20 protein-coding genes are annotated in these 25,105 nt (G+C 67.4%); 11 read left to right on the forward strand and 9 right to left on the reverse strand.

From position 1 onward, the window contains the following. Positions 1–5 precede the first annotated feature (5 nt). Both BVIR_RS11610 and msrB read right to left on the reverse strand, forming a co-directional pair. On the reverse strand, positions 6–2,108 hold the full coding sequence (locus BVIR_RS11610; protein WP_082417059.1) for a S9 family peptidase: 2,103 nt from the start codon (positions 2,106–2,108) through the stop codon (positions 6–8). Continuing rightward, positions 2,098–2,532 carry a peptide-methionine (R)-S-oxide reductase MsrB gene (gene msrB, locus BVIR_RS11615; protein WP_055037809.1) on the reverse strand — a complete coding sequence of 145 codons (435 nt, stop codon included), beginning with the start codon at positions 2,530–2,532 and terminating at the stop codon, positions 2,098–2,100. The genes BVIR_RS11610 and msrB overlap by 11 nt, the downstream gene beginning before the upstream one ends. Before the next feature lie 541 nt (positions 2,533–3,073). Between msrB and BVIR_RS11620 the strand changes: the two genes are divergently transcribed. Beyond that, positions 3,074–3,493, forward strand: a complete 420-nt coding sequence (locus BVIR_RS11620; protein WP_055037810.1) for a Ros/MucR family transcriptional regulator — start codon at positions 3,074–3,076, stop codon at positions 3,491–3,493. A 282-nt stretch (positions 3,494–3,775) separates the two neighbouring features. On the opposite strand, the gene BVIR_RS11625 is transcribed toward BVIR_RS11620, so the two are convergent. Continuing rightward, on the reverse strand, positions 3,776–4,036 hold the full coding sequence (locus BVIR_RS11625) for a hypothetical protein (RefSeq protein ID WP_055037811.1): 261 nt from the start codon (positions 4,034–4,036) through the stop codon (positions 3,776–3,778). A 263-nt stretch (positions 4,037–4,299) separates the two neighbouring features. Between BVIR_RS11625 and BVIR_RS11630 the strand changes: the two genes are divergently transcribed. The 7 genes from BVIR_RS11630 (at position 4,300) to BVIR_RS11660 (ending at position 10,345) form a co-directional block, all read left to right on the forward strand. After that, the gene (locus tag BVIR_RS11630) at positions 4,300–4,962 is read left to right on the forward strand and encodes a haloacid dehalogenase type II (RefSeq protein ID WP_055037812.1); all 663 of its coding nucleotides are present in this window, start codon (positions 4,300–4,302) and stop codon (positions 4,960–4,962) included. 436 nt (positions 4,963–5,398) lie between these two features. Then, positions 5,399–5,938: an iron transporter gene (locus BVIR_RS11635; RefSeq protein ID WP_055037813.1), complete on the forward strand. Its 540-nt coding sequence runs from the start codon at positions 5,399–5,401 to the stop codon at positions 5,936–5,938. After that, entirely contained in the window at positions 5,938–6,300 is a 363-nt protein-coding gene (locus BVIR_RS11640) for a cupredoxin domain-containing protein (RefSeq protein ID WP_055037814.1), read from the forward strand. Before BVIR_RS11635 ends, BVIR_RS11640 begins: the two co-directional genes overlap by 1 nt. Positions 6,301–6,442: 142 nt before the next feature. Further along, positions 6,443–7,294, forward strand: coding sequence for an FTR1 family iron permease (locus BVIR_RS11645; protein WP_055037815.1), 852 nt, complete (start codon positions 6,443–6,445; stop codon positions 7,292–7,294). Further along, positions 7,240–8,763 (forward strand): 4Fe-4S binding protein, encoded by a 1,524-nt coding sequence (locus tag BVIR_RS11650; protein WP_082417061.1) that lies wholly within the window; start codon positions 7,240–7,242, stop codon positions 8,761–8,763. Before BVIR_RS11645 ends, BVIR_RS11650 begins: the two co-directional genes overlap by 55 nt. A gap of 271 nt (positions 8,764–9,034) precedes the next feature. Continuing rightward, complete coding sequence (locus tag BVIR_RS11655; protein WP_055037816.1) at positions 9,035–9,544, forward strand: copper chaperone PCu(A)C; 510 nt, start codon at positions 9,035–9,037, stop codon at positions 9,542–9,544. A 165-nt stretch (positions 9,545–9,709) separates the two neighbouring features. Further along, positions 9,710–10,345: an SCO family protein gene (locus BVIR_RS11660; RefSeq protein ID WP_055037817.1), complete on the forward strand. Its 636-nt coding sequence runs from the start codon at positions 9,710–9,712 to the stop codon at positions 10,343–10,345. A 2-nt stretch (positions 10,346–10,347) separates the two neighbouring features. On the opposite strand, the gene BVIR_RS16910 is transcribed toward BVIR_RS11660, so the two are convergent. Next, a complete protein-coding gene (locus BVIR_RS16910) occupies positions 10,348–10,728 on the reverse strand; it encodes a hypothetical protein (RefSeq protein WP_145911985.1) in 381 nt (126 codons plus the stop codon). A gap of 875 nt (positions 10,729–11,603) precedes the next feature. On the opposite strand from BVIR_RS16910, the gene BVIR_RS11665 reads away from it, so the two are divergent. Beyond that, entirely contained in the window at positions 11,604–14,282 is a 2,679-nt protein-coding gene (locus tag BVIR_RS11665) for a bifunctional diguanylate cyclase/phosphodiesterase (RefSeq protein WP_055037818.1), read from the forward strand. Between the two features lie 47 nt (positions 14,283–14,329). On the opposite strand, the gene BVIR_RS11670 is transcribed toward BVIR_RS11665, so the two are convergent. Continuing rightward, positions 14,330–15,712, reverse strand: coding sequence for a dipeptidase (locus BVIR_RS11670; protein ID WP_055037819.1), 1,383 nt, complete (start codon positions 15,710–15,712; stop codon positions 14,330–14,332). Between the two features lie 184 nt (positions 15,713–15,896). Between BVIR_RS11670 and BVIR_RS16915 the strand changes: the two genes are divergently transcribed. Next, complete coding sequence (locus tag BVIR_RS16915; RefSeq protein WP_145911984.1) at positions 15,897–16,421, forward strand: hypothetical protein; 525 nt, start codon at positions 15,897–15,899, stop codon at positions 16,419–16,421. A gap of 280 nt (positions 16,422–16,701) precedes the next feature. On the opposite strand, the gene BVIR_RS11675 is transcribed toward BVIR_RS16915, so the two are convergent. Beyond that, entirely contained in the window at positions 16,702–17,247 is a 546-nt protein-coding gene (locus BVIR_RS11675; RefSeq protein WP_145911983.1) for an ANTAR domain-containing protein, read from the reverse strand. 436 nt (positions 17,248–17,683) lie between these two features. After that, the gene (locus BVIR_RS11680) at positions 17,684–19,273 is read right to left on the reverse strand and encodes a helicase HerA-like domain-containing protein (RefSeq protein ID WP_055037821.1); all 1,590 of its coding nucleotides are present in this window, start codon (positions 19,271–19,273) and stop codon (positions 17,684–17,686) included. Between the two features lie 307 nt (positions 19,274–19,580). On the opposite strand from BVIR_RS11680, the gene BVIR_RS11685 reads away from it, so the two are divergent. Next, positions 19,581–21,761, forward strand: a complete 2,181-nt coding sequence (locus BVIR_RS11685; RefSeq protein WP_055037822.1) for an SGNH/GDSL hydrolase family protein — start codon at positions 19,581–19,583, stop codon at positions 21,759–21,761. 552 nt (positions 21,762–22,313) lie between these two features. Here the strand turns inward: BVIR_RS11685 and scpA are convergent. After that, positions 22,314–24,479, reverse strand: a complete 2,166-nt coding sequence (gene scpA, locus BVIR_RS11690) for a methylmalonyl-CoA mutase (RefSeq protein WP_055037823.1) — start codon at positions 24,477–24,479, stop codon at positions 22,314–22,316. 240 nt (positions 24,480–24,719) lie between these two features. Next, entirely contained in the window at positions 24,720–25,100 is a 381-nt protein-coding gene (locus tag BVIR_RS11695) for a hypothetical protein (protein WP_055037824.1), read from the reverse strand. Positions 25,101–25,105 lie beyond the last annotated feature (5 nt).

Below are 25,105 nucleotides of genomic sequence, written 5' to 3' on the forward strand. Positions count from 1 at the left end.
CGCTGTTATCGTCCGGCGACCTTGAGCGCGAAGGCGTAGGCCCAGGCGATCTCCTCCAGCCGGTCGAACCGGCCGGCGGCGCCGGCGTGCCCGGCGTCCATGTTCATGCGCAGCAGGATCGGCTTGCCCGAGGTGGTGGCGGCGCGCAGCTTCGCCACCCATTTCGCCGGCTCCCAATAGGTCACCCGCGGGTCGGTGAGGCCCGACAGCGCCAGGATCGCGGGATAGGCTTGCTCCGCGACGTTGTCGACCGGCGAATAGGCGCGGATGGTGGCGAACGCCGCCGGGTCGGCGATGGGGTTGCCCCACTCCGGCCATTCCGGCGGCGTCAGCGGCAGGGTGTCGTCGAGCATGGTGGCCAGCACATCGACGAACGGCACCTCGGCGATGATGCCGGCGAACCGCTCCGGCGCCATGTTGGCGACCGCCCCCATCAACAGCCCGCCGGCAGACCCGCCATGGCCGACGATCCGACCTTTGGCGGCGATGCCGGCCGCTTCCAGATGAGCCGCCGCGGCGATGAAATCGGTGAAGGTGTTGGTCTTCGCCGCAAGCTTGCCCTCGCGATACCAGCGCCAGCCCTTCTCGGTGCCACCGCGGACGTGGGCGATGGCATAGACGACGCCGCGGTCGACCAACGACAGTCGCGCGGTCTGAAAGCCCGCCGGCATCGAGATGCCGTAGGCGCCGTAGCCGTAGAGGAGGCACGGCGCGGTGCCGTCCAGCGGCGTCGTGGCGCGATAGAGCAGCGTGATCGGCACGCGCTCGCCGTCTGGCGCGGTCGCATGAAGGCGGCGGGTGACGTAGGCGGCGGGATCGTGGCCGGAGGGCACCTCCTGGCGCTTCCGCAGCGCCCGCGCCCGGCTCGCCATGTCGTAGTCGTAGGTCTCGGCCGGTGTGGTCATCGACGAGTAGACGAAGCGAACCTGGGTGGTGTCGAACTCGTGGCCGGCGTCGAGGCCGAGCGAATAAGCGTCCTCGGCGAAGGCAACGGCGTGCTCGATGCCGGTTTCGAGCTCGCGCACGATCAGCCGCGGCAGTCCGTCCTCGCGCTCGAGCCGAACGAGGTGGCGACGGAATAGCGCGATGTCGAGGATCAGCGTGCCCGGACGGTGCGGCACCAGATCGTGCCAATGGTCCGGCGACGGCGTCGCCACCGGCGCGACCGCAACCTTGAAGTCCTCGGCGCCATCGGCATTGGTGAGGATGTAGAACAGCCCCTGATCGGGATGGTGCTCGACCGAATAGCGCACGCCGGTTCGCCGCGGCGCCAGCAGGCGCGGCCTCGCCGCGGGATCCGACAAATCGAGCGCCATCGCCGCGGCGGTGTCATGGTCGCCGACGGTGATCAGCGCCAGCCGCTGCGCCTGGGTCTCGGTGAGGCCGACGAACAGGCCGGGGTCGCTTTCCTCGAACACCAGTTCGTCCGCGCTGGCGTCGGTGCCGAGGCGATGGCGATAGACCTTGGACGGCCGGTGATGAGCGTCGCGGCGGACGTAATAGATCGCGGTGCTATCGGCCGACCACACCGCGCCGCCATCGGTATCGGGCACGGTGTCGGCAAGGTCGGCACCGGAGGCAAGATCGCGGATGCGCAGCGTATCGAACTCCGAGCCGGTGTCGTCGGCCGAGAAGGCAAGGCGGCGATGGTCGGGCGACCAGCGCCAGCCGCTGAGGTGGAAGAACGCCTTGCCGGCGGCCAGCGCGTCGCCGTCGAGCAGCACCTGTTCCGCCCCGCCCGCCCGCGCGGTGCGGCAAACCAGCGGATGCTGGCCGCCGTCGCGGTGGCGAACGAAATAGGCGAACGGCCCGTCCGGCGCCGGCACCGTGGCATCGTCCTCCTTGATGCGGCCGCGCATCTCGGCGACAAGCGTGCGGCGCAGACCGGCCTCCCCCGCCAGCATGGCCTCGGCATAGGCGGTCTCAGCGGCAAGATGGGCGCGGATCGCCGGATCGAGCTGGGCGGGATCGCGCAGCACCTGCTGCCAGTTGTCGGCACGCAGCCAGGCGTAATCGTCGGTCAGCGTCTCGCCATGAACCTCGCGGCTGGTCGGCCGCCGCACCGCAACCGGTGCAACCGGTTCGCCACCGGTCTCGTCACGCCGCATCGGACGCTCCGTCCGGACTGAACCGCAACGCGATGCCGTTCATGCAATAGCGCTTCCCGGTCGGGGGCGGTCCATCCGGAAAGACGTGGCCGAGATGAGCGTCGCACGCGGCACAGCGCACCTCGGTGCGATGCATGAACAACGAGCGGTCGTCGTACTCGGTCACGGCGCCCTCCACCGGCTCGAAGAAACTCGGCCAACCGGTGCCCGACTCGAACTTGGCGCCGGAGCGGAACAGGGATGCGCCGCAGCACACGCAGACAAAGGTTCCAGCCCGCGTCTCATGGCTCAGCGGGCTCGAACAGGCGCGCTCGGTGCCGTGGTTGCGGGTGACCTCGTACTGTTCCGGGGTGAGAATCGCACGCCACTCCGCCTCGCTCTTGACGACGCGCGGCGAGCCACCGGCTGATTTCGTTTGATTCATCAAAGCACCTCAGCGAACACGACAAATGGAACCGTTGTCCGGAGGCCGCGACGCCATCCCGCCCGCCTCGTCCGAACGCTTTGCTACAGCGGACGATTTCTCTGGGCAGCGACGGCGCGCGGGCTCCGATTCGTTCCATCAACCTAGTGTGCCGGCCCGGTTCAGCCAGTCCGGGCGGGTCCGGGGCGGCCTGCTGCCGCGCGGCGTCAAGGGCGTCAAGCACGGCGCGGGCGGTTGCACAAGAAACCTGTCATGCGAATGTCGATGGACAGGTAGTACCACACTTTACACCCGCCACTGGTGTGAGCGATTTGGAAAAGCTTATCGGCAGCGCATACCGAAAGCACAATCGTGCTTCGGCAGAAATAACGCCTTGAAAGTTCCCGGAATATATAGTTTAGAAGAACCAGAACACAGAATGCTCGATTCGACGCCCGTCGTCGCATATCAGCAGAGTGGGCGTTGGGGTCAGTAAGCGTCGCCGTCGCTGGGCGAGCCTCCGCGTCCTTACAGAGGTTCGCACTAGAAGGACACCGAGAACATGACCGACAGTTCCAGCTCGTCGAATTTCATCGAACTCGCCGCCGACATTGTCTCCGCCTATGTGAGCAACAATTCGGTGGCGTCGGGGGATTTGTCAAATCTCATCAGTGACGTGTATGCCGCGCTGCTGAAGGTTTCGAGCGGCAAGGCCGAGGCGCCGGCCGAGCCTCTGAAGCCGGCGGTCCCGGTCAAAAAGTCGGTCACGCCCGACTACATCATTTGCCTGGAAGATGGCAAGAAGTTCAAGTCGCTGAAGCGCCACCTGCGCACGCAATACAACCTGACGCCGGAGCAGTATCGCGAGAAGTGGGGCCTCGCCCCCGACTATCCGATGGTCGCCTCCAACTACGCTGCCGCCCGGTCGGCACTGGCCAAGCAGATGGGCCTTGGACAGCAGCGCCGCCGCAAGGGCCGCTGATCTTTTTGCATTTTGCGTCCGCAGGGAATGGGCGGCCTCATGGCCGCCTTTTCCTCGTTTAATACCAACGGCCCGGGATGCTGACGCACGGGGCCGTTGAAGCTCGCAGTTTTTCGTCCTTGAAATCAATGATTTCACGAAGTTTGCGATCGAAACCAACGGCCGGCCGCCGCCACCGTTGGTTTAAGATCAAGGTCCTATTGCCGCAGGCGCTGGCCGGGTTCGACCGGCCAGCGCGAGACGAGGGATAGTCGTCGCGACGCCCGGTAAGGATCAGTTAACCTATTCTGCATTGAGGCGGCCACCCTTGCAGTCCGGCGGCAGTTGCCGCTTTTGGCGACGCATCAGCCCGATATGCCGAACCAGGTCGTAGCCGGTGCCGCCCCTGCAGCGGCGTTCGGCGCGCAGCGCCCGCGTCGCGGCGCCGGTCGCGGCAAACCGCTCGTACGCCACCACCCGGTTATCGGCGATATCGCCGATGTCTTCGAGCCGGAACGCGCGAATGCGGCCGGCGCGGTGATCGCGAATGCCCTTTGCGTCCATGTCGGTGCCTCCTGCACCGGCAATTGTGTGCTGGGTTGCAACGGCTGGGCATAAATTCCTTTGACGACACCGGTTGCCGGCGCCGATTCCGCTTTGGCGTCCGCGCGTTCGCCGGCGCGATCGCATCGCCGGCCGAAATGGATGTGTCTTCCTTGCCCTTGGTGGAGCTGTGACGCTTTCGCTTGAAACCGCTTTGCGGCACCATCGCGCCGCGCGGGCCATTCGGGACGCGCTCTCCGAGATTTGCGCGAGGAAACAACGGCATGACGGTTCGGGCTTTCGTATTCGATGCCTACGGCACCTTGTTTGACGTGAATGCCGCGGTGCGGCGTTATGACGCCGAGGTCGGCCCGCGCGCGGCCGAGCTCGCCACGATCTGGCGCCAGCGCCAGCTGGAATACTCCTGGGTACTGACGCTGGCGGGCCGCTACCGGCCGTTCTGGGAGCTGACAGAGCGGGCGCTCGACTTCGCGCTGGCGGCGACTGGAGCCGACATGGCGCTGAAACCGGCGCTGCTGTCGGCGTACCGGACCCTCGACGCCTATCCCGATGCCCGCACCGCCCTCGCCCGCCTTCGCACCGCCGGGCACGCCACCGCGATTCTGTCCAACGGCTCGCCCGACATGCTGCGCGACGCGGTCGGCGGCGCCGGACTCGGCGACCTGCTCGACCACGTGCTGTCGGTCGATGCCGTCCGGCTCTACAAGCCGCGACCGGAAGTTTACACCCTCGCCGTCGACGCGCTGGGCTGCGCGGCCGGCGACATCGTGTTCGTGTCGTCCAACCGCTGGGACGTCGCCGGGGCGGCGGCGTTCGGCTTCCGCCCGATCTGGATCAACCGCACCAACGCCCCGGCCGAGTATGACGGCCTCGATCCGGAGCGGGTGCTGGCGCGCCTGGACGATCTCGCCGGCGTCGCCGACTGATCGAGGTTCGCAAACGAACGCCGCGCCGGTATCTGCTCGCCGGCAGCACGCCCCGGCGCGGCGGGTCCGGAATGTTACGGCTACGCCATGATCCCGCCATTATTGCGCCACGAGACCCAAAGGAATGCAGGGCATCCTCGACCAAACCGACGATATATCGCAACATTTTTCGGTTTTTCGGGAGAAGCAAGGCCTGACTCTCTTAAAGTTGGCGACCTTTAGCTCCCTTAAAATTCCGAAATACATAATATCTCATCAAGATGACGCCGACCGTGACTCGACGACAGCTTTCACGTCTTTGATTATTTATTGGATCACATCGAGCAATATTTTGTGCTCACGTTTTTAGAATGACGCCAAACTGGCTAATTCATTGACGCTGCTTTGAGTGCGCGATAATGCTTTCGCCACTCATTCCTACTTTGGGGGATCGTCGATGAAGAAACTGACCTGTCTCGCCGCCGGCTTGGTGCTCGCGCTGGCCGTCTCTAGCGCTTCGGCCAAGGAATACCCGATCGGCAAGCCGAAGGTTCAGGCTGGCCTCGAGGTCGCCGCCGTCTACCTGCAGCCGGTGACGATGGACCCCGACGGCGCCTGCGACATCAAGGACGCCGACATCCACCTTGAGGCCGATATCAAGGCCACCAAGAGCAACAAGAACGGCTTCGCCGATGGCGACTGGGTGCCGTACCTGTTCATCACCTACGAGCTCACCAAGGACGGCTCGACCACCCCGATCAAGGGCGAGTTCCTCGCCATGGTGGCGAGCGACGGCCCGCACTACGGCGAGAACGTCAAGCTCGAAGGTCCCGGCAAGTACAAGCTGAAGCTCATCATCGCGCCCCCGAGCGAGAACCCGCGCGCCGCCTTCCACCGCCACACCGACAAGGAAACCGGCGTCGACCCGTGGTTCAAGACGTTCACGCTCGACTACGAGTTCACCTTTGCCGGCTTCGGCAAGAAGGGAGCCTATTGATGGCACTCGGCAGCCCCGCTCTCGTGTCGAGGCTGCTCGCCGGCTTCGTCGCCGCCACGCTCGTCGTGGCGGCGACGTCCGTTCCGGCGCGAGCAGATGACCCGGTGTTCCGCATCGAGTTCAGCGACGGCAAGATGACGCCGCAGCGGCTCGACGTGCCGGCCAATACCCGCTTCAAGCTCGAGCTGGTCAATTCCGGCACCACGCCGGCCGAATTCGAGAGCGTCGAGCTGCGCAAGGAAAAGGTCATCGCCCCCGGCGTCACCACCTCGATGGTGATCAAGAACCTCGACCCCGGCGAGTACCACTTCTTCGACGATTTCCATCTCGACACACCGCCGGCGCTGCTGGTGGCGAAGTAATTCGGTTTGCGGCCACTCAAGCCGGAGACCACAGTCCGTTCGCCGAAAAATCCTTTCTGGATCAAGGATTTTTCGGCGAGATCGTTTCCTTCGGTCACGAGTTGATCATCCGGAAACTGAACAACCCTTTGCGAGCGGTCCCGTGAGCAGCCAACTCGGCAACGTCGTCTTCATCATCTGGCGCGAAAGCGTCGAGGCCCTTTTGGTGATCGGCATCCTGAGTGCGTGGCTCACCCACCAGGGCGCCGGCGTCGGCCGGGCCAAGGCCTATCTGTGGTCGGGGGTCGGCGCCGGGCTGGTGGTGGCGGTGCTGCTCGGCTGGGCCCTGGTGACGCTGGGCGACACCCTGCCGGAGGAAACCCAGCAGGCTTATCAGGCCACGGTGGTGCTGGTGGCGGCAGCGCTGATCGTGCAGATGGTGATTTGGATGCGCCGCCACGGCCGCACCCTGAAGCGCGAACTCGAGACCTCGCTGAGCGAGGCGGCGGCGCAGTCGAGCTGGTGGGGCGTGTTCGTGCTGGCCCTGATCGCGGTGGCGCGCGAGGGCAGCGAAACCGCGATCTTCCTTTATGGCACGCTGTCGGCCGGCTCCGGATCGGGCCTGTTGGCACTGATCGGCGCCGCTGCGGTCGGCTTTGCGCTGGCGCTCGCCACCTATGGCCTGCTGCAGCTTGGCGGCCGGGTGCTGTCGTGGCGGGTGTTCTTCCGCGTCACCGAAGTGATGCTGCTGTTCCTCGCCGCCGCGCTGTTGATGACCGGGATCGGCATCCTGATCGACCTGGAACTGCTGCCGGCGCTCACCGGCAAGCTGTGGGACACCTCGTGGCTGTTGTCCGACGGCGGCACCGTCGGCGGCATGGTGTCGGCGCTGACGGGCTATCGCGCCCGCCCGGTCGGCATCGAGGTGATCGCGTTCGTTGGATATTGGGTGGTGGTGCTATGGCTTCTCTCGACGCCGCGTTCGATAACCGCGACCGCTCGGCCAACCGCGTAGGCCGTCGATATCCGTTGCAGCACCTCGACCCGCACCGCCTTGCGCCCGGCGCTCCCGGCGCCGCGCCGAAGGCGGCGCGGCCGATCGACGTCGCGCTGCGCCGCATCGGCGAATGGCTGAGGGACCACCAGCGCGCCATCCATATCGCGCAATGGTCGGTGCTGTTCTTCTACATGGCGCTGATCGTGGTGCCGACGCTGGTGCCGCTTCCGGAGCGCACCTCGCACATCTGGAGCCACGTCACGCTGCTGGCGCAGTTCACGTTCTGGGGCATCTGGTGGCCGGGCGTGCTGCTGTCGACCGTGCTGGTGGGGCGGGTGTGGTGCGGCCTGCTGTGCCCGGAAGGCTCGCTGTCGGAGCGGGCGAGCCGCCACGGCTTCGGCCTTGCGACGCCGCGGTTGTTCATGTGGAAAGGCTGGCCGATCCTCGCCTTCATCGTCACCACCATCTACGGCCAGATGACCAGCGTCTATCAGTACCCGCTGCCGGTGGTGATCATCCTCGGCGGCTCGACGGTGCTGGCCGCCGGCATCGGCCTCCTCTACGGCCGCGACAAGCGGGTATGGTGCCGTTTCCTGTGCCCGGTGTCGGGGGTGTTCCGGCTGCTCGCCAAGCTGGCGCCGCTGCACTTCCGCACCGACCAGCAGGCGTGGCGGCGCTATCGGCGCGCTCCCGGCACGGCGAAGGAAACCGTCAATTGCGCGCCGATGGTGCCGATCGGGGTGATGCGCGGCGCCAGCGACTGCCATATGTGCGGGCGCTGCAGCGGCTTTCGCGATGCCATCGTGCTGGAGCGCCGTTCGCCAAACCACGAGATCGTCCATGTCGCCGGCGCCGAGCCCAAGCCGTGGGAAACGGTGATGCTGGTGGTGGCGTTGATGGGGGTGGCCACCGGCGCATTTCTGTGGACCACCTCGGACGTCTTCATCGCCATCAAGCAGACCCTCGCCGAATGGGCGGTGGCGCACGACGCGATGTGGCTGATCCAGCCGGTGTTGCCGTGGTGGATCCTCACCAACTATCCCGACCAGCACGACGTGATGGTGCCGGCCGACGGCATCACGTTGATCGTGTTCGTGCTCGGCACCGCGGCGGTGATCGCCTGCTCGGCCCTCGCGGCGCTGGCGCTGGCGACGCGCGCGCTCGGGCGGTGGCGGTCGGCGCGGTTCCACCACCTCGCCCAGTGCCTGATTCCGCTCGGGGCGTGCGGCGTGTTCCTCGGCCTGTCCGCCCTCACCATCACCATGCTGCGGGCGGAAGGGTTCGATCCGCCGTTCGTGCCGGAGGGCCGCGCACTGCTGCTGGCCGGCGCCGCGCTGTGGTGCATGGTGCTGGCATGGCAGATCACCGGCGTTCACGCCGGCACGCACGCCCGCGCCCTCCCCCGCCGCCTCGCCGCCACCGCGGCCGCTTCGCTCGCGGTCGCGGTCGGCCTGACCAGTTGGGTGTCGCTGTTCTTCATGGGGTGACAATCAACCTTTGGCGGCCGCCGGTCGGTGGACGCGCCGCGCCGACGCCGCGCCGAGGCGCCGCTCGGTTGGCGGGATCTGATAGGGTTTCCGGGCGATCCCGTCGCGATCGGCCCGACCGCGCCGGAATTCGTGTGAGGAAACACAACGCGGCGAAATCCCGGTCCGGAGCGGGAATTCCGCCACCCGACCGCCGGTCTCCGGCTCACGTGGCCGAACGCCGTTTGAGCCCGACTTTCGTCTCGCATCGTTTCATTTTCGAGGGACTGTCATGATCGTTCGCAGCTTTGCACTCGCCGCCGTTGCCGCCGTCGTTCTCGCCACCTCGGCCAACGCCGACCAGATCGTCGTCGGCGACATCGTGATCACCGAGCCCTGGGCGCGCGCCACGCCGCAAGGTGCGCCGGTCGCGGGCGGCTTCATGCGCATCGACAACAAGGGCACCGCCCCCGACCGCCTGATCGGCGGCTCGCTGCCGGCGGCCGGCCGGTTCGAGGTCCACGAGATGAAGATGGAGGGCGACGTGATGAAGATGCGCCCGCTCACCGACGGGCTGGCCATTCCGCCGGGTGGCTCGGTCGAGCTCAAGCCGGGCAGCTACCACATCATGTTCATGGACCTGAAGCAGCAGCTGGTCGAGGGCACCACCCTGACCGGCACGCTGCGGTTCGAGAAGGCCGGCACTGTCGACGTGCGCTACGCCGTGCGCGCGGTCGGCGCCAGCGGCAGCAAGGCCCCGGCGGGCCACCAGGGCGGCACGCCCGACCACAAGGGGCACTGACGCCGCCGGATACGGTTTCTGGGATCCCCCGTCGCAACCCCGGAGACAAGCGCGCCGAAAACGCCTCGGTCAGAGCGGGATTTTTCGGCCACGGACACCCCTATGACGCGCTGCCGCGCCCCACGGCGTGGCGGCTCCGATTTGCAGCGTGAATCCCGGACAGCCATGACCTCGACCGACCGCAACACTCGCCTCCGCCGCCGACACCTGCTCCAGCTCGCGCTGGCCGCGACCGCCGCCGGGCTGACCGGCACCGCGACGGCGCTGTGGCCGCAACGGGCTGCCGCCGACCCGGCCGCTGACGGTGGCTGGGGTGCCACGCTGACCACACATACCGGCGAGCCGGTCGGCGGCGAGACGCTAAAGGGCCGGCCCTACGCCCTCTATTTCGGCTACACCTATTGCCCGGATATCTGCCCGACCTCGATGGCGGACCTCACCGACGCGCTCGCCCGGCTCGACGCCGCCGGAGTGGCCGGGTCCCGCGACCTCAAGGTCTATTTCGTCTCGGTCGATCCCGAGCGCGACACCGCGGCGCTGCTCAAGACCTACCTCGGGCAGAATTTCGATGCCCGCATCGTCGGCCTAACCGGCACGCCGGAGGCGATCGCCAAGGTCGCCTGGACGTTTCGCGCCATCTTCAAGAAGACCGGTACCGGCAAAAACTACGCCTTCACCCACACCGCCAGCGTTTTTCTGGTCGACCGCAACGGCCGGCTGGTCGGCAAGATGCCGCATGGCGGCTCGATCGAGCGCAAAGTCGAACAGCTCACGGCACTGCTGAGCGACGGCTCCAGCTAATATTAGCGCATCCGATCTGACCAGGTCGGTTGCTCCAGGTTTTGTTTTATCGGTTCTTCTTCGCGAAACCGGATGCCGGTTTTGCTGCGAGTGCTGAAAGCAGCCCCGGATGCTGACGCACGGGCCGTTGAAACTCGCGGATTTTCGTCCTTGGAATCAATGATTTCACGAAAATCTGTGAGTTTCAACGGCCGGCTGTCGCCGCTGTTGGTATCGGTTTGCCCCCGGAAGAACCGACCCGCCGGGGATGAAACCGCCGGTCGTTCCGGGCGAAGCGAAGCTGAGACTCCGAACCCATGATCCGCGACGTTTCCGGCAACGGCAGCGCGAGCGATGCCGCGCAGCGAGGGGCGATGCGGACGACGGCAAGCCTCGCGGATCATACGGTTCTCCGGCCGATCAGGCCGGAGAACCGTATTCCGGTCGCCGAAAATCCCCTTCTTTGCAAAGGGATTTTCGCGAACCTGTTTCCGGGATCCCGAAGGGATCTCCCGGAAACAGCATCATGGGTTCGATCGCGCGGCTTGGCCGCTTGTCCGGGGCGACGGCGCGAGGTCTCCGCCGCGGCCGGGCGGCATCGGACAACAGACGCCAAGGCGCCGTGGCGCGCAGTGCGCACGGTTTCTGTTTAGCCCGCGGGCGGCGAGCTCGCCGCTTCGGTTGAACGGATTTATACACGAAAACCTAGAACTAGACATGGCAAATCGCCGACTCGTCCGCAGGACGCTCGGATGCAACGTGCTATATATAGAGATTTTATTTCACCGCATACGACGCCTAAGAGGCGATTAACAAGCAACTCTGGCGACATACCAAAACACGAACGATGAAATTATCGCAATAATTCTAACATTATTCTATCGTTTTATCTTCTTCGTTCGGGATCGCGCCTCGGGAAAACAACAAAATCGATGGCCGCGCAATCCTGACATTTTGATTCAATTCTCGTTCGATTGACTCTTTGCGTGGCCCAGCGGCCGAATTTTCAACTGCATGCCGACAGGTTTCCGTTACGCGATGGAAGAAAATTCACGGTCTTTTGTTGCGGTAACGGTGCATCTTTGCAATTTCAAACGATATTAATAGACGGCGCCCCAAGCTGTAGCGTCCCCGCATTCGAACGCCGGGCCTATTTGAACGGGTCGAGAACGGGCATTCGGATGCGTCAGATGGTGCTTCGGCAGCAAACCTCCCAGCCGCCTGCGGTTGATGTCTATCAGGCGTCCCGCGTCGTCCCCGCCCAGCCGGCGAGGTTGCGATGGCTGTGTCCGTGCTGAGCCGGCTGACCCGACTGTCGACCCGTGGCATCACCGCCGGTGTCGCCGCACTGCTGCTCGCGGCGGTCGTCGCGGTCGGGATCGCCACCTGGCAGTTCCGTTCCGACGTCATCGACGACAGCGTCGCCCACGTTCGCAACCTCTCGACCGTGCTCGGCGGCGAGGTCGAGCGGTCGATCCAATCGGTCGACATCACCCTGGTCGACCTGCTCGAGCACATCGCGCTGGCGTCGGCCGCGACCGAGGGCGAGCTGTCGAAGTTCGTGGCCAGCCCCCACTTCCGGCGCCTGATGGACCAGCGGCTGGCGCGGTTGCCGCAGGTGCACGGCGCCCTGGTCTATGGCGCCAGTGGCAATCCGCTCGCCATGAGCTATCGCGACGGCAACGCCGCCGACATCGCCGACCGCGACTATTTCCGCGAACTGAAGGACGGCAACAGCCCCGGGCTGGTGATCTCGCTGCCGCTGGTCAACCGGGTCACCGGCGCGACCAACCTGGTGTTCGCGCGCCGCATCATCGGCCGCAACGGCGAGTTCATCGGCGCGCTGCTGATCCCGATGAACATCAGCTATTTCGAGAGCATCTACGCGCCGATCCAATCGATCGGCCGGGTGCGGATGGCGCTGCTGCGCCGCGACGGCACCGTGATCCTGCGGTTCCCGGACCTTGCCACCGCCATCGGCACGACCGTTCCGAAGAGCTCACCCTGGTACGAGACCATGGCGAAGGGCGGCGGCGAATACCGCTCGCCGGGCTATTTCGACGGCCAGCCGGGCTGGTTCGCGGCGCGACCGCTGCGCGACTATCCGCTGGTGCTCAATGTCGGCATCTCGGAAGAGGAGATGCTGGCGCGCTGGAACAGCCGAGCCGCCTCGATCGCGGTCGGCACCGTGACCATCCTGGTGTTCGCCTGCGTCCTCCACCTCATCGTGCTGGGCCAGATTCGCCGGCTGCACCGCTCCGAGACCAGCCTGCTCGAACAGAGCAACGCGCTCGCCGCCGCGAACATGCGGTTCGACGCGGCGATGAACAACGTCTCGCAGGGCCTTTGCCTGCTCGATGCGAACCTGCGAGTGGTGGTGTCCAACATGCGGTTCGCCGAGATCTACGGTCTTATGCCGGAGGAGGTCGTCCCCGGCACCTCGCTCGAGGAGCTTCTCCACATCCGCCTGGAGAAAGGCACCTATTCGGGCGAGGCGCCCCAGCACTACGTCGCCGACATCGCCAACAAGCAGTCCGAGGTGCAGTTGCTGCCGGACGGCCGCGCCATCCAAATCCGGCGCAACCGCATGGCCGACGGCGGCTGGATGACCGCCCACGACGACATCACCGACCGCCACCGCAGCGAGATGCGGATCGCCTACATGGCGCGCCACGACCTATCGACCGGCTTGTTCAACCGTGCCGCCTTCTCGGAGAAAATCGCCGAAGCCGGGGCGCGGCTGCGGCGGTTCGGCGAGCAGTTCACCGTGCTGATGCTCGATCTCGACCGCTTCAAGCTGGTCAACGACCGGCTCGGCCATCCCGCCGGCGATATGCTGCTGAAGCAGACCGCCGAGCGGCTGCGGGCGGCGGTGCGCGAAACCGACATCCTCGCCCGGCTCGGCGGCGACGAGTTCGCCATCATCCTGACCGGCGGCACCGACCAGCGCCAGACCGCGACCGCATTCTGCGAGCGGATCGTCGCCTGCATCGCCGCGCCGTTCAATCTCGGCGGGCAGACGGTGACGGTGGGCGCCAGCATCGGGCTCGCGCTGGCGCCCGAGCACGGCACCGACCCGGACAAGCTGATCCGCAACGCCGACCTCGCGCTCTACCGCGCCAAGAGCGAAGGCCGGCGCGGCTACAGCATCTTCGACGTTGAGCTGATGAACGTGGCGAGTGCCCGCCAGCAGTTCGAAGGCGAGCTGCGCGAAGCCCTCGTCAAGGGCGAGTTCGAGCTCCACTACCAGCCGATCGTCAATATCCGCCGGCGGCGAATCAGCGGTGCCGAAGCGCTGGTGCGCTGGCGCCATCCCCACCGCGGGCTGCTGATGCCGGGCGATTTCATCCCGGTCGCCGAAGAGGCCGGCCTGATCGAGCCGATCGGCAGCTGGGTGCTGCGGCAGGCCTGCCGCGACGCCGCGGCGTGGCCGGAGGACACCACCTTGTCGGTCAACCTGTCGCCGTCGCAGTTCCACCAGCCCGATCTGGCCGAGGCGATCGCGCAGACGCTGGCCGAGACCGGCTTTCCGCCGGAGCGGCTGGAGATCGAGATCACCGAGAACGTGTTCCTGGCTGGCCAGGACAACGTCAATGAGGTCAGCCGGATCAAGGCGCTCGGCGTGTCGATCGCGCTCGACGATTTCGGCACCGGCTATTCCTCGCTGAGCTACCTGACCACCTTCCCGTTCGACACGGTGAAGATCGATCGCTCCTTCACCCTCAACATGGCCAAGCGCCCGGACTCCGCCGCGGTGGTGTCGTCGATGATCACGCTGACGCGCTGCCTCGGCGTGGCCACTGCCGCAGAGGGCGTCGAGACCCGCCAGCAGTTCGAGCTGCTGTGCGAGGCGGGGATCGATTTCTGCCAGGGCTTCCTGTTCGGGCGGCCCGAACCGGCCGCCGCGCTCGATTTGACGCGCGCAGTCGAGCCGGGCTTCCAAGGCGTGGCCGCCTGATCGGACATCCGGCCCGATCGACCGGACAGCGCCTGAAACCAGCCGCGCTACTGCGACAGCGCGTGCAGCACGCGCACCCAGGACCGGATGCCCTTGTGGAACGAGGCCAGGTTGTACTTCTCGTTCGGCGAATGGACGCGGTCGTCGTCGAGCCCGAAGCCGATCAGCAGCGAGTCGAGGCCGAGCAGGCGCTTGAAATCGCCGATGATCGGGATCGAGCCGCCGGAGCCGACCCGCACCGCGGGATTGCCCCACTCGTCCTCCAGCGCGCGGCAGGCACTGGTCAGCAGCGGGTGGTCGTAGGGCAGGCTCACCGCCGGCGAGCCCTTGTGAGAGATGAAGTCGACCGCACAGTCCGCCGGCACCCGCGCCCGCACGAAGGCCTGGAACGCCTCGCGCACCTTGTCCGGATCCTGGTCGCCGACCAGCCGGAACGACACCTTGGCCGAGGCTTCGGCGGGAATGATGGTCTTGGTGCCGGGGCCGGTATAGCCGCCCCAGATGCCGTTGACGTCGCAGGTCGGCCGGGTCGAGATCTGCTCGATCAGCAGCCGGTCGCGCTCGCCGGCGGACTCCTTCAGGCCAGCCGTGCTAAGGAAGCTCTCCGCGCTCGGGCTGATCTTGGCGTACTCCGCCTTGACGTCGGCTGGCAGTTCCTCGACGCCATCATAGAAGCCGGGAATGGTGATGCGGCCGTTGTCGTCATGGATGGCGGCGATGATGCTCGACAACACATGGACCGGGTTCTGCGCGGCGCCGCCGAACAGGCCGGAATGCAGGTCGTGGCTGGCGGCGCGGACCCGCACCTCCTCATAGACCAGGCCGCGCAGCGACATGGTGATGGCCGGCGTGGTGCGATTCCACATGCCGGTGTCGCAGACCAGCGCGACGTCGGCGGCCAACTCGTCGCGGAAGGCGCCGACGAAGGCGGGGAGATGCTTGGAGCCCATCTCCTCCTCGCCCTCGATCAGCACGCTGACGCCGAGCGGCAGCGTGCCGGTGGCGATCTTGTAGGCCCGGCACGCCTCGATGAAGGTCATGAGCTGGCCTTTGTCGTCGCAGGCGCCGCGGGCGACAATGTGCTGGATGCCGTCGCGGCCGGTGGTGATGCGCGGCTCGAACGGCGCGGTCTCCCACAAGTCCAGCGGATCGACCGGCTGCACGTCGTAATGGCCGTAGAACAGCACGTGGCGGCGATTGCCGTCGAGATGCTTGGCGAGCACCACCGGGTGGCCGCCGGTCTCGCGCACGCCGACTTCGAAGCCGAGGTCGGCAAGATCGGCCGCAACCCAATCCGCCGCGCGCCGACAATCGGTGGCATGGGCGGGGTCGGTCGAGATCGAGGCGATGCGCAGCAGCCCGAACAGACGCTCCAGGCTGCGGTCGAGCTCGCAATCGACCGCTTCGAGAATGCGCTTCAGGTCCGCCATGACAAAGCTCCGGTCGCAACAGTACAGACTTTATAATGGATCTCGCGGACAGCGTGGCCGCCCGGCGGTTGAATCTTGCTGAAATACCTAATCGGCAAAGCGACAGCCCGAAATCGGCCGGCAGATACCGCCCTGGTCCGACTGAAACCGCATAAGGCTCCCGGCTCGATCGGCCGCAACCCGCATGACCAAGCACGCGGCGGCCGTTCTGAATACAACCATCGGCATTCGTCAAGCCCCTGGGAAATTTTCCGCAAAAGCTGGAACCGGCGCGCCAGGCCCGCCGGTGCAGGACGCGGCCAACGGCGGCACCGCGATCCGAACCTCGCGCTTCGAACGGGGCGACACGTCACGCTTCGAACGGGCGCCTTGGAATCAGTCCGGGTCGGGTATCTCGCCCCGCGGCATTCGACGCGACAGCACGAAGCTCCGGCCTGATCGGCCGGCTAAACAGAAACTGTACGCACTGCGCGCCACGGCGCCGTGCCGTCCGACGTCCAAGGCCGGCCGGCCGGCCGCGGCATCGCTCGTGCTGCCGTTGCCGGAAACGTCGCGGACATGGGTTCCGGGTCGCAGCTTCGCTTCGCCCGGAACGACCGGCGGTTTCATGTTCGGCGGGCAAGAATCCCGGCGGGCAAGAATCTCGGCGGCAAAATTATACCAACGGCAGCGAAAGCCGGCCGTTGGTTCCAAGGGCAGTTTCTCGTGACGTCATACGGCTTCCCGTTGATCAGCTCGGAATGGCCGTTGACCGAGGGGCGCGTCTTTTCCCTCTCCCCTTGCGGGAGAGGGTGGCGAGGATGAGCGCAGCGAAATCCGAGCCGGGCGAGGGGTATTTCAGCCTCTTCGGCGCAGGCACCCCTCACCCGCAAGGGGAGAGGGAAGAAAGAGCCGAGCTGATCAACCGGAAACCGTATCATTGAGATGAAAGCCGAATATTCGAGCTTCAACGGCCCGCTGCATCAGCCTCCTGGGCCTTGGGTCCTACGTCATTCCTTGGCTTCGGCCGCCATGTCCAGCGTTACCGGGCCGCCGGCATAGCCGGCCGGCACGCGCGCCCGCTCGTGGCGGCGGGCGCGCTGCATCAGCGACCCGATGCGGCGATACAGCGTACGCGCCATCAGCGGCAGCGCCACCACCGCGTCGTAGCCGGCGGCGTTGGCAGCCCGAATGTCGGCCCGAACCGGTGTCGCCAGCAGCAAAATGCTCGGAACGCAGAAATCCGGGCCTGGCGCCGGCGGAAACTGGCGCGGTTGATCCGCCGAACGGACGGCATCGGCCCGTTCGGCGGTGACAACGGCCACATCGACCCGCCCGGCGGTGAACACCGCCTCGGCGTCCTCGACACGGCCTGCTTCAGTCACACGTTGAATGCCAAGAGCCCGCAAAGCTTCAGCGGTCTCGTGCCGGGTCTGGGGATCGTGATCGACCACGAGCACATGGGCAGAGAGAATTAATTTCATCCCAGTACGTCCGACGCAATTGGTTTTCGGAATCCCTGTTGCGAAAGCTTCGCGCCGGAAACCGCTCTGCACTCATAACCAGAAGAAGCAGTTAGCGCAACGGTTACGCTTGCGCATACGGCGTGCAGAATCCGCGGTTCTGCGCAAAGGTTCGGCGCCGCGCTCGCCCGGCCACAGGCGGCAGCCAGCGGGTTGAGATCGCCGCCTTCGTTCATGTGTCGGGCCGGTGCGCCGGCACCCGCGGGCTGCTCTCGACAAAAGCCGTCTGCGCGGCTCCGCCGACGCCGGTCCGTTCGGCGGCAGCCAAGGCAGATTCGCCCCCAGCGGGAAATTCGGAGACCGGACCGGGGACGACGGCTCGAGATTTCCGCCCGGAACGACGGGCTCGCCGACGACGGGGCGGCCGGCCACGTCATCCTCGGGGTTACGTCATCCTCGAGGTCACGCCGCGGTCGTGAGTGGCCGCAGCACCAGGGCAGAAGCCACGCGCGAGCGCCGCTGGCGGCCCTCAGCGCCGCATGCTGCCGAGCACGCCGCGCAGGATGGCCCTGCCGAGCTGGCTGCCGACCTGGCTCGCCACCGACCGGGCTACCTGTTTCACCACCACCTCGGTGACGCTGGCCCGCCCCGACGAACGGCCGCGCGGCGCCGGCGCGCCACCGCCGCTGCTGCCGCCGCCGAAAATACCGTCGAGAATGCCGCCGAGCCCGCCGGACCTCGTGCTCTCGCTCGGCGCCGGCTGGCCCCACGGGCCGCGCGGCTCCGGCGCGCGCTGGTCGGTGCGCGCGCTCGCGCGCTGCTTCAGCACCTCGTAGGCGGACTCCGCGTCGATCGGCGCGTCGTATTTGCCGCGCAGCGCGCTCCTGGCCACAATTGCCGCGCGTTCCTCCGGCGATACCGGGCCGATGCGCGCCGCCGGCGGCCGGATCAGCGTACGCTGCACCACGCTCGGCACGCCATTGCCCTCCAGCGCCGACACCAGCGCCTCGCCCTTGCCCATCTCGGTGATCACCTGCGCGGTGTCGAGCTTGGGATTGGGCCGGAAGGTCTCGGCCGCAGTGCGCACCGCCTTCTGCTCGCGCGGCGTGAACGCGCGTAACGCATGCTGGATACGGTTACCGAGCTGGGCGAGCACCGTTTCCGGCACGTCGAGCGGGTTCTGGGTGACGAAATAGACCCCGACGCCCTTGGAGCGGATCAGCCGCACCACCTGCTCGATCTTGTCGAGCAGCGCCTTGGGGGCGTCGTCGAACAGCAGGTGCGCCTCGTCGAAGAAAAACACCAGCTTGGGCCGGTCGGGATCGCCGACCTCGGGCAGCTCCTCGAACAGCTCCGACAGCAGCCACAGCAGCAAGGTGGCGTAGAGCCGCGGCGAGTTCATCAGCCGGTCGGCGGCGAGCAGGTTGATGACGCCGCGGCCGTCGCGATCCTGGCGGATCAGGTCCTTGATGGCGAGCGCCGGCTCGCCGAAAAACCTCGCGCCGCCCTGGTTCTCCAGCACCAGCAGCTGGCGCTGGATGGCGCCGATGGTCTGCTTGGTGACGTTGCCGTACTCGGTGGTCAGCTCGCCCGCGCGCTCGGCGATATGGGAGAGCAGCGCGCGCAGGTCCTTGAGGTCGAGCAGCAGCAGGCCGTCGTCGTCCGCCACCTTGAAGGCGATGTTGAGCACGCCCTCCTGGGTGTCGTTGAGGTCCATCAGCCGCGACAGCAGCAGCGGGCCGAGTTCGGAGATGGTGGCGCGGATGGGGTGGCCCTGCTCGCCGAACACGTCCCAGAACGCCACCGGGAAGGCGTCGGGCTGGTAGCCGCCGTCGAGGCCGACGGCCCGGGCGCGCTCGACCAGAAAATCCTTCGGCTCGCCCGGCGCGGCGATACCGGAGAGGTCGCCCTTGACGTCGGCGGCGAACACCGCGGTGCCGGCGCGGGAGAAGCCCTCCGCCAGCACCTGCAGCGACACGGTCTTGCCGGTGCCGGTGGCGCCGGCAACCAGGCCGTGGCGGTTGCCGAACTTCAGCGCCAGATACTGGTCGGCCGGTTTGTCGTTCCGGGCGGGCACGCTCCGGCCGATGAAGATGTTATCCTCGGTATCATTCGCCATCAGGCTCTCCGCCAAACAGACCGTCGGCAGATGATATATTCATCGGCCCGGCCGATCGCCACAGCTGCCGTCGTCCCGGCCAGACCGGCGGGGAGTCGCCGCGCCGGACCGCCGAGGCTAGAGCATTTTCCGCACAAGCGGGTTCCGGTTGTGCGAAAGAAAATGCGAAATTACAAAGACCTAGAGCATCTGACCTGATGCAGTCAGGCCGGATGATGCGCTAGGATCGGCCCCTGCGCGGCAACCCCGGCCGCTCGCCCGCCGCGTCGACTCGCCGGCCGATCCGGTTCGAACCGCAGGACCCCGCATGCGCCCGTTTGCCTTTCTGCCCTGCCTCGTCGCGCTCGCCGCCCCGCTCGCGGCCGCCCCCGCCGCCGGCGGCGATCTGGCGTGGGAGGTGGAGAACCCGTTCCGGCTGTTCAGGAAGCCGGCGGCGTTCGCACTGCACGAGCGCGCCTTCGCCGCGGCGAAGGGTGCCGGCAAGCTGCCGGCCGACATCGTGTGGCGCACCGAGCGGCGGCTGAACGAGCCCGACTGCGCCGACCCGGCCACGCCGGCGAGTTGCGAGGCGACGGCGCGGGCGCGTTACGACGCCTCGCGGCTCGGCTGGGCGGCGCAGGTGGTCGACGACACCTGCTACGACGCCAACGTCCGCCCGCGCCGCTATGGCCAGAGCTGCGAGCGGCAGTATTCGTGGGGCAGCGCAACGGAGAGCTACGTCCTGCCGGAGGCCCACACCGTGCAGGTGCGCCTCAGCCCGGCGCGCCTCGCCGAGGCCGTTTCGGCCGAGGCCAATTCCGCCGGGGTCAAGGGCGGATGCACCTGGACCTGGCAGCCGCGCCGCGCCGGCGGCAAGGTCGAAACCCGCAGGCAGCCCTGCAAGGCGCCGCTGGTGGTCGAGCGGGTGCCCTATTCGCGCAATGCCGCGGACTCCGGCGTGGCGGTGTCGGTGCTGCTGCCCAATGGCCAGGTGCTGTCCGACCCCGCGGTGGTGGTCGAGGACCTCTTGATCGTCGCGCTCGGCGATTCGTTCGCCTCCGGCGAGGCCAATCCCGACCGGCCGGTGGTGTTCGGCGCCCGCCGCGAGATGGTCTATGACCCGACGCTGCTGCGCGACGACATCGCCGCGCTGAAGAAGAACCTCGCGCCGGTGGAAGCGTTCGGGCTGGCCGTGCCGGGCGGCGATGTCGACCCCAAGGCGCTGCCGCGCCGCAAGCTTCCGGACGACGACAGCAGCGTTGCCTTCAAGCCCGCCTCGCCCGAGTTCGCCACCGCGTTCGAGCGCGGCGGGGCGCGCTGGCTCAGCCCGGATTGCCACCGCTCGCTCTACGGCTATCCGATGCGGGTCGGCCTTCAACTCGCGCTGGAGAACCGCCAGCGCTCGGTGACGCTGGTGAGCCTTGCCTGCGCCGGCGCGGAGGTCGCCGACGGCCTGTTTCTGCCCAGCGACGCCCGCGAAGGCTTCAAGGAGCCGGGCGGCGCCAAGGTGCCGCCGCAGCTCGATCTGCTCGCCGACCTGATGTGCGAAGGCCCGCGCGCAAGCCGCCTCACCTACCGCCTGCCAACCTATCCGCGCGGATCGAGCGAGATCGGCGTCGAGCCGGTGACGATGCGGTGGTGTCCGCGCACGGCGATGCGGCGGCCGATCGACCTCGTGCTGCTGTCGATCGGCGGCGACGACGTCGGCCTGTCCTCGCTCGCGCTCTACGCGGTGACGGACAGCGCCGCCGATGTCGCGCCGATCGCCGTTTGGGTCGGCCACGAGCTCCGCGTCCCGCCCAGCGTCGCGAACGCCAATCTGGAGGTGCTCGACGAGCGGCTGCAGGCGGTCAGGTCCGCGCTCGAGGACGGCTTCGGCGTGCCACCCGGCCGGGTGCTGCAAACCCAGTACCCGCCGCTGCAATACGACGAGACCGGCCAGCTGTGCGGCAGCCCGCCGACGCTCGGCCTCGACGTCGCGCCGCAACTGGCGTTCAGCCCGGAGCGGCTGCGCGAGGTGTCCGGCTTCCACGCCCGGCTGCTGCAACGGATGACATGCATCGCCAGCTCGAAGGGGGCGGACTGCCCGACCAATCTTGCCACCGGCGCCGGCACCGGCTTCCGCCTGATCGGCGACCATGTCGGCGCGTTCGCCCGCCGCGGCCTGTGTGCGCGCGAGCCGCAGCGCGCCCAGCTCGACCAGACGATGATGGCGGTGCCGCGCCGTTCGCTCGCCACCGGCGAGTTCGTGCCCTATTCGCCGGCGGCGACGCTGCCCTATGGCCGGCACTGGCGGCTGTTCCGCACCCCCAACGACGCCTTCCTCACCGCCAACACCCACCGCGACAACATCTCGCCGTTCGACGTGCTGCAGCCGGCCTACGCCGCGCTCTATGGCGGAGCGTTCCACCCCACCGCCGAAGGTCACGCCGTGATGGCCGACCACGTGGTGCGCCACGCCCGCACCGTGCTGGAAGAGCGGCAGAACGAGCCGGCGGGGACGCGCTGACGGCTGCCTTGGCCGGTGGAATTGGCGCGAAACGTCGCGGCAGTCACCGCCGGTCGTTCCCGGCCGAGCCGCTTAAGCGGCGAGGGAAGGGAACCCATCTGGAACGCAAATGGAAAGTGGGTCCCCTTCCCTCGCACCGCTTCGCGGTGCTCGCCGGGGACGACAGATCGCGGCTCCAATTCATATACCGCGACGCCGATGAAATCCCTTGCGCTGACTGTCTGTCGGCGCAAGGGCACAAGGCGAATTCCTTCGGAGACGCGGTATACCAACGGCCTTTACGTTTGACCTTTGGTCGACGTCGGCCTTCGGCCCATGCTTCGAGACGGCTGCGGAGCCTGCCTGGCATCGGGCGCGCCTACGGCGCGACCCGGTAGCAGCCTCATCAGCATGAGGCCGAGAAAGGTCGCTCCTCAGAGCCACTGGCGTCATCTGTCGTCCCGGCCGAACGGCGAAGCCGTGAGAGCCGGGACCGTCAGCAGGAAGAGAGCCCTCGTCTTCGCACGGTCCCGGATGCTCGCTTGCGCTCGCTCCGGGACGGCGAAACCTCGATTACTCCGCCGCCTGCTTGGGCAAGTGGCCGAGCTGGGTGGCAAGCTTCTCCAGCAGGCTCTCGGCAGCGTCGGCGATCACCGTGCCGGGCGGGAAGATCGCCGCGGCGCCGGCCTCGACCAGGGCCGGGAAGTCCTGCGGCGGAATCACGCCGCCCACCACCACCATGATGTCGCCGCGGCCCTCGGCCGCCAGCGCCGCCTTCACTTCCGGCACCAACGTGAGGTGGCCGGCGGCGAGCGAGGACACGCCGATGACGTGGACGTCGTTCTCCACCGCCTGGCGCGCCGCCTCCTGCGGGGTGGCGAACAGCGGGCCGATGTCGACGTCGAAGCCGAGGTCGGCGAAGGCGGAGGCGATCACCTTCTGGCCGCGGTCGTGGCCGTCCTGGCCGACCTTGGCGACCAGGATGCGCGGGCGGCGGCCCTCCTCGGCCTCGAACGCTTCGACGCGGCGCTGGATGCGGGCGACCTTGTCATCCATCTTCTTGAACTCGCGCTTGTAGACGCCGGAAATGGCGCGGATTTCGGCGCGGTGGCGGCCCCACACCCGCTCCAAGGCGTCGGAGATTTCGCCCACCGTCGCCTTCTGCCGCGCCGCCTCGACCGCCAGCGCCAGCAAATTGCCCTTGGCGCGGTCGGTCGCGGCATGGCTCAGCGCGTCGAGCCGGGAGGCCACCGCCGCCTCGTCGCGCTCGCCGCGCAGGCGCTTCAGCTTGTCGATCTGCATGGTGCGCACCGCCGAATTGTCGACCTTGCGCACGTCGATCGGCTTTTCGTCGGCGACGATGTACTTGTTGACGCCGACCACGGTCTGGGCGCCGGAATCGATGCGGGCCTGGGTCTTGGCCGCCGCCTCCTCGATGCGCAGCTTGGGAATGCCGGCGTCGATGGCCTTGGCCATGCCGCCGAGCGCTTCGACCTCCTCGATGTGCTGCCACGCCCGGCGGGCGAGATCGGCGGTGAGACGCTCGACATAATGGGAGCCGCCCCACGGGTCGATGATGCGGGTGGTGCCGCTCTCCTGCTGCAGGAACAGCTGGGTGTTGCGGGCGATGCGGGCGGAAAAGTCGGTCGGCAGCGCCAAAGCTTCGTCGAGCGCGTTGGTGTGCAGCGACTGGGTGTGGCCTTGCGTCGCCGCCATCGCCTCGATCGCGGTGCGCATGACGTTGTTGAACACATCCTGCGCGGTGAGCGACCAGCCCGAGGTCTGCGAGTGGGTGCGCAGCGGCAGCGACTTCAGGCTCTGCGGGTTGAACTGCTTCACCAGCTTGGCCCACAACAGCCGCGCCGCCCGCATCTTGGCGACTTCCATGTAGAAGTTCATGCCGATCGCCCAGAAGAACGACAGGCGCGGCGCGAACGCATCGACGGTGAGCCCAGCGTCCATGCCGGCGCGGATGTATTCGACGCCATCGGCCAGCGTATAGGCGAGTTCGAGGTCCTGCGTCGCCCCGGCCTCCTGCATATGGTAGCCGGAGATCGAGATCGAGTTGAACTTCGGCATGTTGGCCGAGGTGAAAGCGAAGATGTCGGAGATGATCCGCATCGAGGGCAGCGGCGGATAGATATAGGTGTTCCGCACCATGAATTCTTTGAGGATGTCGTTCTGGATGGTGCCGGCGAGCTTCTGCGCCGGCACGCCCTGCTCCTCGGCGGCGACGATGTAGAGCGCCATGATCGGCAGCACCGCGCCGTTCATGGTCATCGACACGCTCATCTGGTCGAGCGGAATGCCGGCGAACAGCGTGCGCATGTCGTAGATCGAATCGATCGCGACGCCGGCCATGCCGACGTCGCCCGACACCCGCGGATGGTCCGAATCGTAGCCGCGGTGGGTAGCGAGGTCGAACGCCACCGACAGGCCCTTCTGCCCGGCGGCAAGGTTGCGGCGGTAGAACGCGTTGGAGTCCTCCGCCGTCGAGAAGCCGGCGTACTGCCGCACCGTCCACGGCTGGTTGACGTACATGGTCGGGTACGGCCCGCGCAGATAGGGCGGCAGGCCGGGCCAGGTGTCGAGGAAGTCGAGCCCGGCGACGTCGGCGGGGCCGTAGGCGCTCTTGACCGGAATGCCCTCGGGGGTGAGCCACGGCTCGCCCGTCGCCTCGACGGCCGGCAGCGGAGCATCGGCGAATTCGACGCGGGTGAAATCGGGAATGCGGCTCATGGTGCTTCTCTGCGCCAAACGGCTGTTGCGGCGGCAACAATGCCGACCGGGACGTGACGACGTCAGGCCCCCGCCGATGCGCCGGGAGGCCGACCCTGATTGGCGCGATTATGCAGGATGCCGCCGCACGGGACCAGTGGGCAGGTGCGGCAGCGGCGCCCCGCCCTGCTGCATACCGGGCGCGGGCACGGCACAACGGCGAAGGCCGCCGCGCGGCGGCCGCTTCCGCCACGCGGCGGATCAGCCCGCCCGGCGGGCGACCCAGCGGCCGGAGCAGCCGCGCGAGGACGCCGTCCACACCCCGGCGCCGCGCGCGGCCGACACCCGGCCGGAGATGCTCAGCGTCTCCGCGCCGCGGCTGACGCGGGCGGTGACGCGGCCGTCGCGCCCGATGGTGCCGCTGACGTCGATGTTGACCTGGCCGGCATAGGCGATGGCGCCGCGCACCACCCTGACCGGGAACGAGGAGTTCGCCGCGCAGTTGCCGCGCAGTACATCAACGTAGACCGACCACAGGCCGTCGAAGGCGCGGGGCACAGCAATGGATTGGGCCATCGCCGGCGGCGCGGTCAACAAAGCGGCTGCAAGGGTGATGGCAGCAAAGACGGAATTCGCGCGCATGGAAC

The organism is Blastochloris viridis, from assembly GCF_001402875.1.
Taxonomy (GTDB): Bacteria; Pseudomonadota; Alphaproteobacteria; order Rhizobiales; family Xanthobacteraceae; genus Blastochloris; species Blastochloris viridis.